Source organism: Tardiphaga sp. (assembly GCF_041424195.1).
Classification (GTDB): Bacteria; Pseudomonadota; Alphaproteobacteria; order Rhizobiales; family Xanthobacteraceae; genus Tardiphaga.
Map to the genome: position 1 here is coordinate 51308 of NZ_JBGMOE010000147.1, position 7638 is coordinate 58945.

General features: G+C 61.6%; 8 protein-coding genes. 5 read left to right on the top strand and 3 right to left on the bottom strand.

Annotation, left to right across the window (positions count from 1 at the left end; genetic code table 11):
* Positions 1-31: 31 nt before the first annotated feature.
* Together ACEK02_RS19375 and ACEK02_RS19380 are read left to right on the top strand one after the other, a co-directional pair.
* On the top strand, positions 32-2329 hold the full coding sequence (locus ACEK02_RS19375; RefSeq protein WP_371423196.1) for a xanthine dehydrogenase family protein molybdopterin-binding subunit: 2298 nt from the start codon (positions 32-34) through the stop codon (positions 2327-2329).
* A gap of 92 nt (positions 2330-2421) precedes the next feature.
* Positions 2422-2868 carry a cytochrome c gene (locus ACEK02_RS19380; protein ID WP_371423197.1) on the top strand — a complete coding sequence of 149 codons (447 nt, stop codon included), beginning with the start codon at positions 2422-2424 and terminating at the stop codon, positions 2866-2868.
* Positions 2869-2876: 8 nt separating this feature from the next.
* On the opposite strand, the gene ACEK02_RS19385 is transcribed toward ACEK02_RS19380, so the two are convergent.
* The 3 genes from ACEK02_RS19385 to ACEK02_RS19395 all read right to left on the bottom strand — a co-directional run bounded on the left by ACEK02_RS19385 (position 2877) and on the right by ACEK02_RS19395 (position 3999).
* A complete protein-coding gene (locus ACEK02_RS19385) occupies positions 2877-3230 on the bottom strand; it encodes a type II toxin-antitoxin system PemK/MazF family toxin (protein WP_371423198.1) in 354 nt (117 codons plus the stop codon).
* A complete protein-coding gene (locus ACEK02_RS19390) occupies positions 3217-3432 on the bottom strand; it encodes a type II toxin-antitoxin system PrlF family antitoxin (protein ID WP_371423199.1) in 216 nt (71 codons plus the stop codon). The genes ACEK02_RS19385 and ACEK02_RS19390 overlap by 14 nt, the downstream gene beginning before the upstream one ends.
* Positions 3433-3576: 144 nt before the next feature.
* Positions 3577-3999, bottom strand: a complete 423-nt coding sequence (locus ACEK02_RS19395) for a CHRD domain-containing protein (protein ID WP_371423200.1) — start codon at positions 3997-3999, stop codon at positions 3577-3579.
* A 157-nt stretch (positions 4000-4156) separates the two neighbouring features.
* Here ACEK02_RS19395 and ACEK02_RS19400 point away from each other — a divergent pair, with 157 nt between their 5' ends.
* The 3 genes from ACEK02_RS19400 to ACEK02_RS19410 all read left to right on the top strand — a co-directional run.
* On the top strand, positions 4157-5083 hold the full coding sequence (locus ACEK02_RS19400; protein ID WP_371423201.1) for a c-type cytochrome: 927 nt from the start codon (positions 4157-4159) through the stop codon (positions 5081-5083).
* Positions 5084-5239: 156 nt separating this feature from the next.
* A complete protein-coding gene (locus tag ACEK02_RS19405; protein ID WP_371423202.1) occupies positions 5240-6214 on the top strand; it encodes a DMT family transporter in 975 nt (324 codons plus the stop codon).
* Positions 6215-6491: 277 nt separating this feature from the next.
* Positions 6492-7638, top strand: a 1147-nt coding sequence (locus tag ACEK02_RS19410) for an aldehyde dehydrogenase family protein (protein ID WP_371423203.1), incomplete at its 3' end; no start/stop codon positions are given.

Here is a 7638-nt window from a genome sequence, read left to right on the forward strand (position 1 = left end):
AGATTGAGTCTAAACTGCAAGCGGAGGAACGATGGCTCCCATCAAATTCGGCGTCGGACAGAGTGTCCTGCGTAAAGAAGACGACGCCCTCATTCGGGGCCGTGGCCGCTATACCGACGATCACGCGCCCGCCACGCTGCATGCCCTTGTGCTACGCTCGCCGCATGCCCACGCCAGTTTTACGATCGATGTGTCCAAGGCGCGCACGCTTCCAGGCGTCGCCGCGATCCTGACGGGGGAGGACACCAAGGATCTTGGCGGTCTGCCGTGTCTGTTCAATCTCGAAGATCACCCTTTCACCGGACCGGATTATCCGATCCTAGCCGCCAAGGAAGTGCGCCATGTCGGCGATGCCGTGGCCTTCGTCGTTGCGGAGACTGTCGCGCAGGCGCGCGATGCGATTGAGGCGATCGAGGTCGACTGGAAGCCGCTGCCGTCAGTGAATGGTCTGGTCAATGCCGTCGCCAATGGCGCGCCGCAGGTGTGGGCCAAACATCCCGGCAACATCCTGTTCGATGTGCCGATCGGCGACAAGAAGGCGGTCGATGCCGTCTTCGCCAAGGCGCCCGTGATCGCCGAAGTGAAGATCGTCAATCCGCGCGTCATCATCAATTATATGGAGACCCGTGCGGCGATCTGTGAATACGACGCCAAGCGCGATCACATGACGCTGACCATCGGCAGTCAGGGCAGCCATCGTCTGCGCGATATCCTTTGTGACAACGTGCTGAAGATGCCCAAGGACAAGATGCGCGTGATCTGTCCCGATGTCGGTGGCGGTTTCGGCACGCGACTGTTTCCCTATCGCGAATATGCGCTGGTGGCCTTTGCCGCCAAGAAGCTCGGCAAGAATGTGAAGTGGGCGGCGGACCGCACCGATCATTTCCTCGGCGACGCGCAGGGCCGTGACAACGTCACCCATGCCCGCATGGCTTTGGACAAGGATGGCAAGTTTCTCGCGATGGATGTCGACCTGATGGCCGATATGGGCGCGTATCTGTCGACCTTCGGCCCGTACATCCCGCATGGCGGTGCCGGCATGTTGCCGGGCCTCTACGATATCCAGGCTTTCCATTGCCGCGTGCGCACGGTGTTCACCAACTCCGTGCCGGTGGATGCCTATCGCGGCGCCGGCCGTCCCGAGGCGGCCTATGTCGTTGAGCGTCTGGTCGATCAATGCGCGCGCAAGCTCGGCATGTCGCCGGATGCGATCCGCCGCAAGAACTTCATCTCGCCGAAAGCGATGCCGTACAAGACCGCGACGGGCAAGGTGTACGACTCCGGCGATTTCGCCGCGCATATGAAACGCGCGATGGATGTCGCGGGCTGGAAGGAGTTTCCGAAGCGCGCCAAGGCCGCGAAGAAGGATGGCCTGGTTCGCGGTATCGGCATGGCCACCTATGTGGAAGTCTGCGGCACCATGGGCGATGAGACCGCCAATGTTGCTGTTGGCGCCGATGGCGACATCACCATCCTGATCGGCACGCAGTCGACCGGGCAGGGCCATCACACGGCCTATGCCCAGATCGTCGCCGAACAGTTCGGCGTGACGCCGGATCGCGTCCACATCGTCCAGGGCGATACGGCGAAGGTGGCGACCGGTCTCGGCACGGGCGGCTCGGCGTCGATCCCGACCGGCGGCGTCAGCGTACAGCGTGCCACCAGGCAGCTCGGCATCAATCTGAAAGAGCTCGCCGCCGACGTGTTGGAGACCAGCGCGGCAGACCTTGAGATCGACGGAGGAGTTGTCCGCATCGCCGGCACCGATCGCTCGGTGTCATTCGCAGATCTCGCCAGGAAGGCCGATCCGTCGAAGCTCAGTGCATCGGAGACCTTCAGCAGCGCGGACGGGACGTTCCCGAACGGCACGCATCTGGTCGAAGTCGAGATCGATCCCGCGACCGGCAAGATCGCTATTGTCAATTACGTCATCGTCGATGATTTCGGTGTCACGCTGAATCCATTGCTGCTGGCCGGCCAGGTTCATGGCGGCACCATGCAGGGTATCGGTCAGGCATTGATGGAACAGGCGATCTATGATCCCGAGGATGGCCAGCTTGTCACCGGCACTTTCATGGACTATGCGCTGCCGCGCGCGGCCGACGGTGCGCCGATCTCGTTCGAGACCCACAACATCCCCTGCGTCACCAACCCGCTAGGGGTGAAGGGAGCCGGTGAGGCCGGCGCCATCGGCTCTTGTCCCGCGGTGATGAACGCTATCGTCGATGGTCTCTATCGCGAATACAAAATCGAGCACATTGATATGCCTGCAACCCCTGAGCGGGTGTGGATGGCGATCCGCGAGCACGAACGGCTCCATACGCTGTAAAGCGCCGCCGCCGGGAATAGCTCAATGGCGGCGGGGTTCATCTCGTTGTTGCTAAATTGTCCTAATCGAATTCCAAACAGGGGTATTGGTTGATGAAACGTGCGCTTCTCGTTGTCGGAGCTTTGCTGTTGGGTGTGGGGGCAGTCTCGGCCCAGCAGGAGATCGTCAAGGAACGCCAGACGCTGATGAAGTCCAATGGTCGTGCTCTCGGCGGCACGCTCAGCGCCATGGCCAAGGGTGACAAGCCCTATGATCAGGCCGCGGTCGAAGCCGCGCTGACCGTGCTGGACGACACCGCCAAAAAGCTGCCGACGCTGTTTCCCGACAGCACCAAGGGCGTGAAGGCCGAAGGCGACTATTCGACGTCGCCGAAGGTCTGGGAAGACAAGGCCGGTTTCGATGCCCACATCGTCACCTTCGCTAAGGTCGTCACCGATGCCAAGGCCAAGATCAAGGATCTCGACACCCTCAAGGCGAATGTCGGCGGTATCGGCAAGGCATGCGGTGGCTGCCACGAGACGTTTCGTTTGAAGATCTGAGGCAAATATCAGTCGGCAGAACTGGCTACTGACAAGATCGCGTGAAGTTGGCGCATGACATTTCGCAGTGCCGGTTTTGCGATCTTGCCAATTCGATCGGCGTGGCGAGCTTCGATCGTCGCGATCTTGAATGGACGAACAACCGATGGGACAGGGAGGCCGCTGCGTTCGTGGTTCGGTATCGACACGTCACCGAGCCACGGCCTGTTCTCTGCGGACGTTATCATCACGACCCAAAGCAGTGCGTTGGCTTCTCCGATCGGGCCAGAAGAGACAATCAAGGCTGGGCGGCGTTGCCTCGTATCCTTATCTGTATAAGGAAATGGCACTCGGATGATGTCGCCTTGCTCAAAGTCGACCATAGGCCTTCCGGTCAGCCGCGCTATCCCATTCGTCGAATGTGGCGAAAGGATCTTCAGATTTACTCTGTTCAGCTCGCGTCAGAACAACGCGGCCTTCTTCGATCGCATAGGCAATTTCGTCGCCTTCCTTGAGGCCGAGCGCCGCGCGAACAGGCTGCGGGATCGTCGTCTGGGCCTTACTGGTGATCTTGCTGGTAATCATGGGGCGTCCTTTGCTTATAGGGTAAGGAAAGTCCTTACTTTTTGCAAGGGGACGGTAAGCCCCCGAAATGCGAAGCCGTTAAAAAGAAAGAGGGCGAACGCCGCAGCGCTCGCCCTCCCATTCAAACGATACTCGGTTCGAATGTTACTTCGTCACCTGTCCGCGGATCTCGCCGCCTTTGTTCGCCTCGGTGTGGACGTTGATATAGTATTTGCCGGCCAACAGGTCGGCAGCCTGCGCGTCGGTCAGCGTGGCGCTGCCTTCGGAGCCGGACGTGGCTGGTGTGATCGGTACGGCCACCCCGGCATTCTTGCCAGGTTCGGCGGGGCCGTGGAAATGCGCCATGGTCGCAGGGCCCGTGAGGCCGGAATAGGTCAACTTCCAGGTCAGCTTCTTGGTAGCGGGATCGAAATCGATATCGGCGGTGCCCTTGCCGGCGCTGGTCGTGGCGGGCACTTCGGAGGCGCCGTCGAGGGTCGCCTTCATCTTGTCGGCGGAAGCGGGGCCGGCGAGGGCGATGCCGGCGCCGAGTGCGAGGGACGCGAGCATGATCGAACGAGGTGACATGGTTTTCTCCCTGATGATGGTGAGGTCGTCATGGCTGGAAACATCCGAGGCGCCAATTTTTCCCCTGAAGGACTAAGGGATGGATCACGGTTTCGTTCCAGTAGCGGCTGTTCGACGCGCTGCATTTGCTGAAGTTTGACCAGGATACCGATGGGACATGCACGTGCTGAAACGGCTTTTGATTCTTGCACTTGTCGCGGCCGTCATCGGCCTCGGCGTGTTCTGGTGGTTGACGATTCCCGCGACGGTGGCTGCAAGCACGCTCCCGGCACGCACGCCCAATCCCGGTAATGGCGCGGTGGTCTTCAATGCCGGTGGCTGCGCGTCCTGCCATGCGACGCCGGCGCAGCAGGATCGGCTCAAGCTCGGCGGCGGGCTGCCCCTGACATCGCCGTTCGGTACGTTCTATGTGCCGAACATCTCGCCTGATCCTGCCGCCGGTATCGGCCGCTGGACCGAGGCGGATTTCGTGACGGCGCTGCTGGAGGGGACATCGCCGAACGGTTCGCATTACTTTCCGGCCTTTCCCTACACGTCCTACCAGCAGATGAAGGTGGAGGATGCGCGCGATCTGTTCGCCTACCTGAAGACGCTCGCACCGGTTACGAGCAAGGCGCCGGATCATGCCGTGCCATTCCCGTTCAACATCCGCCGCAACCTCGGCGTCTGGAAATGGCTGTTCCTCGACGGCAAGTCGTTCGCGGCGGATGCGTCGAAATCGCCGCAGTGGAATCGCGGCAGCTATCTGATCAATGCGTTGGGTCACTGCGCCGAGTGCCACAGCCCGCGCAACGCGCTGGGCGGCGTCGTTACGCAGCAGCGTTTTGCGGGTGGTCCCAATCCGGACGGCGAGGGCTGGGTGCCGAACATCACCCAGAAGCGCCTCGGTAACTGGAGCGAGAAGGACATCGCCTATTTCCTCGAAACCGGACAGACGCCGGATGGCGATACCGCCGGTGGCTCCATGGCCCGTGTGATCCGCAATACTTCCCAGTTGAGCGCCGCGGACCGCTCGGCGATGGCGACCTATCTAAAGTCGCTGCCCGCGGTGGAGGGGCCGCCGCGGCCTGCCAAGAAGGGCTAAAACTGCCCGCGCAAGGTGGGGGTGCGGCGGGTGCAGCCCTGCATGGAAACCCGCCAAGCCATGTCGCATCGGCGGTTTTCGTGATGGGCCTCACGTGATTGTGTGCTGCAATATGAGCGCCCCCGCGATTCCCCTGATCTCCATTTCCCCGACCTCATGAACATCTTCAAAGCCGTGTCGCTGAAGATTGCCAGCACCATGGCGTTTGCCATTATGGGCGCCCAGGGCCGTTATCTCGGCAGCGACGTGCCGCTTGGCGAGATCGTGTTTGCCCGCGGGTTGTTCGCGCTGATCCCGATCTTGCTGTTCTTCGGCTGGCGCGGTCAGTTGCGGGGGGCGCTGCGCACCAACCGCGCCTCCGCGCATCTGGTGCGCGGTTCGTTCAGCGTGGTCGGGACGTTCTGCACCTTTGGCGCCCTGGCGCGATTGCCGATCGCCGATGTCACCGCCATTGCCTTCATCGCCCCGCTGATCACGGTGGTGTTCGCCGCCATCTTCCTGAAAGAGCAGGTCCATGCCTATCGCTGGTCGGCGGTGGCGATCGGCTTTTCCGGCGTCATCCTGATGCTGTCGCCGTATTTCCACGACCATGCGGCACTGACCACATCGATGATCGTCGGTCTCTCGCTGGCGTTGCTGAACGCCTTCTCGTCGGGTGGCGCGACCATCCAGATTCGCAGGCTGACCGCGACAGAGTCGTCCTCGGCCATTGTGATCTTCATGACGCTGATCGTGATGACGGCATCGCTGCTGACCGCGCCATTCGGCTGGCGCTGGCCGACGGATTTCGAACTGGCGCTGCTGGTCGGTATCGGCATTTCCGGCGGGCTCGGCCAGATGCTGTTCACCGAGAGCTATCGCTACGTGCCGGCGTCCTTCCTGGCACCGTTCGACTATACGGCGATGCTCTGGGCCTTCCTGCTCGGCTTCTGGATGTTCGGCGAAGTGCCGACGCCCTATGTGGTTGGTGGCGCGGTGATCGTCGCAGGGGCGGGTATCTTCGTCATCCTGCGCGAGCGGCATCTTGGCCTGAAGCGGCTGCGCGACACACCGATGTCGCCGATTTCCACCATGGCCGATGATGAGGCCGATCCGGATGCGCCCATCGCCGTTCGCGTCAAGTCGCGCTGATGTCCTGTTCAATTTTGCTGCAATGCACACCGCGTTTTAAGTGGCAAATTGCGGCATCCCGATTTTAGAAAGCGCGCAAAATCACAGGGCCTTGCTCCTGCCACGCGGCTGGATTTATATGCATTTGCTGCTTTCACGCGGCATCCCGTGCATGACGGGCTCATGAGGCGAAATGACCGCGCAAGGGTGCTTGCCGGACATGTCGTTCCTTCCCAGATACGGCCGGCTGCACAGAATTTTCTGACGACAGACGTTCCCGAAATCAAAGAGGCTACCAATGGTCAATCGCCTGCAATTCTACATCGATGGCGCCTGGGTCGATCCCGTCGTCAAGAAGACCACCCCTGTCGTCAATCCGGCGACCGAAGATGCGATGTATGACATTGCGCTGGGCTCCAAGGCCGACGTCGACAAGGCTGTCGCCGCTGCCAAGCGCGCTTTCGAGACGTTCTCCCAGACCACCCGTGAAGAGCGCATCGCCCTGCTTGAAAGGATCATCGCGGTCTACAAGACCCGCATGTCGGATATCGGCGCGTCGGTCTCCGACGAAATGGGTGCTCCGCTGCCGATGGCAGAGAAGCTGCAGGCCGGTGCCGGCCTCGGTCACCTCGTCGCCACGCTGGACGTGCTGAAGACCTACAATTTCGACGAGCCGCACAACGCCGCCATGATCACGAAGGAGCCGATTGGCGTCGTCGGCATGATCACTCCGTGGAATTGGCCGCTGAACCAGATCGCCTGCAAGGTCGCACCCGCGCTCGCCGCCGGCTGCACCATGCTGTTGAAGCCGTCGGAATACACCCCGACCTCGGCGCTGATCTTCGCGGAAATCCTCCATGAAGCCGGTGTGCCGAAGGGCGTGTTCAACCTCGTGAATGGTCTGGGCCCTGACGTCGGCGTCGCCATGAGCGAACATCCCGACATCGACATGATCTCCTTCACGGGCTCGACCCGCGCCGGCATCGATGTTGCCAAGCGCGCTGCGAACACCGTGAAGCGCGTCAGCCAGGAACTCGGCGGCAAGTCGCCGAACGTGATTCTGGACGGCGCCGACTTCGTGAAGGCCGTCACCGGCGGTGTCGCGCACATGTTCAACAACTCCGGACAGTCGTGCAACGCGCCGAGCCGCATGATCGTGCCGCAGGCGAAGATGAAGGAAATCGCCGCCATCGCGAAAGCGCAGGCCGACAAGACCAAGGCCGGCGATCCGCGTGCCGATGGCACTGTGATCGGCCCGGTGGTCAATCGTGGCCAATGGGACAAGATCCAGGGTCTGATTCAGAAGGGCATCGAGGAAGGCGCCACGCTGGTCGCCGGCGGCCCCGGTCTGCCGGAAGGCGTCAACAAGGGCTTCTATGTGCGCCCGACAATCTTCGCCGACGTGACCGAGAACATGACCATCGCGCGCGAGGAAATCTTCGGGC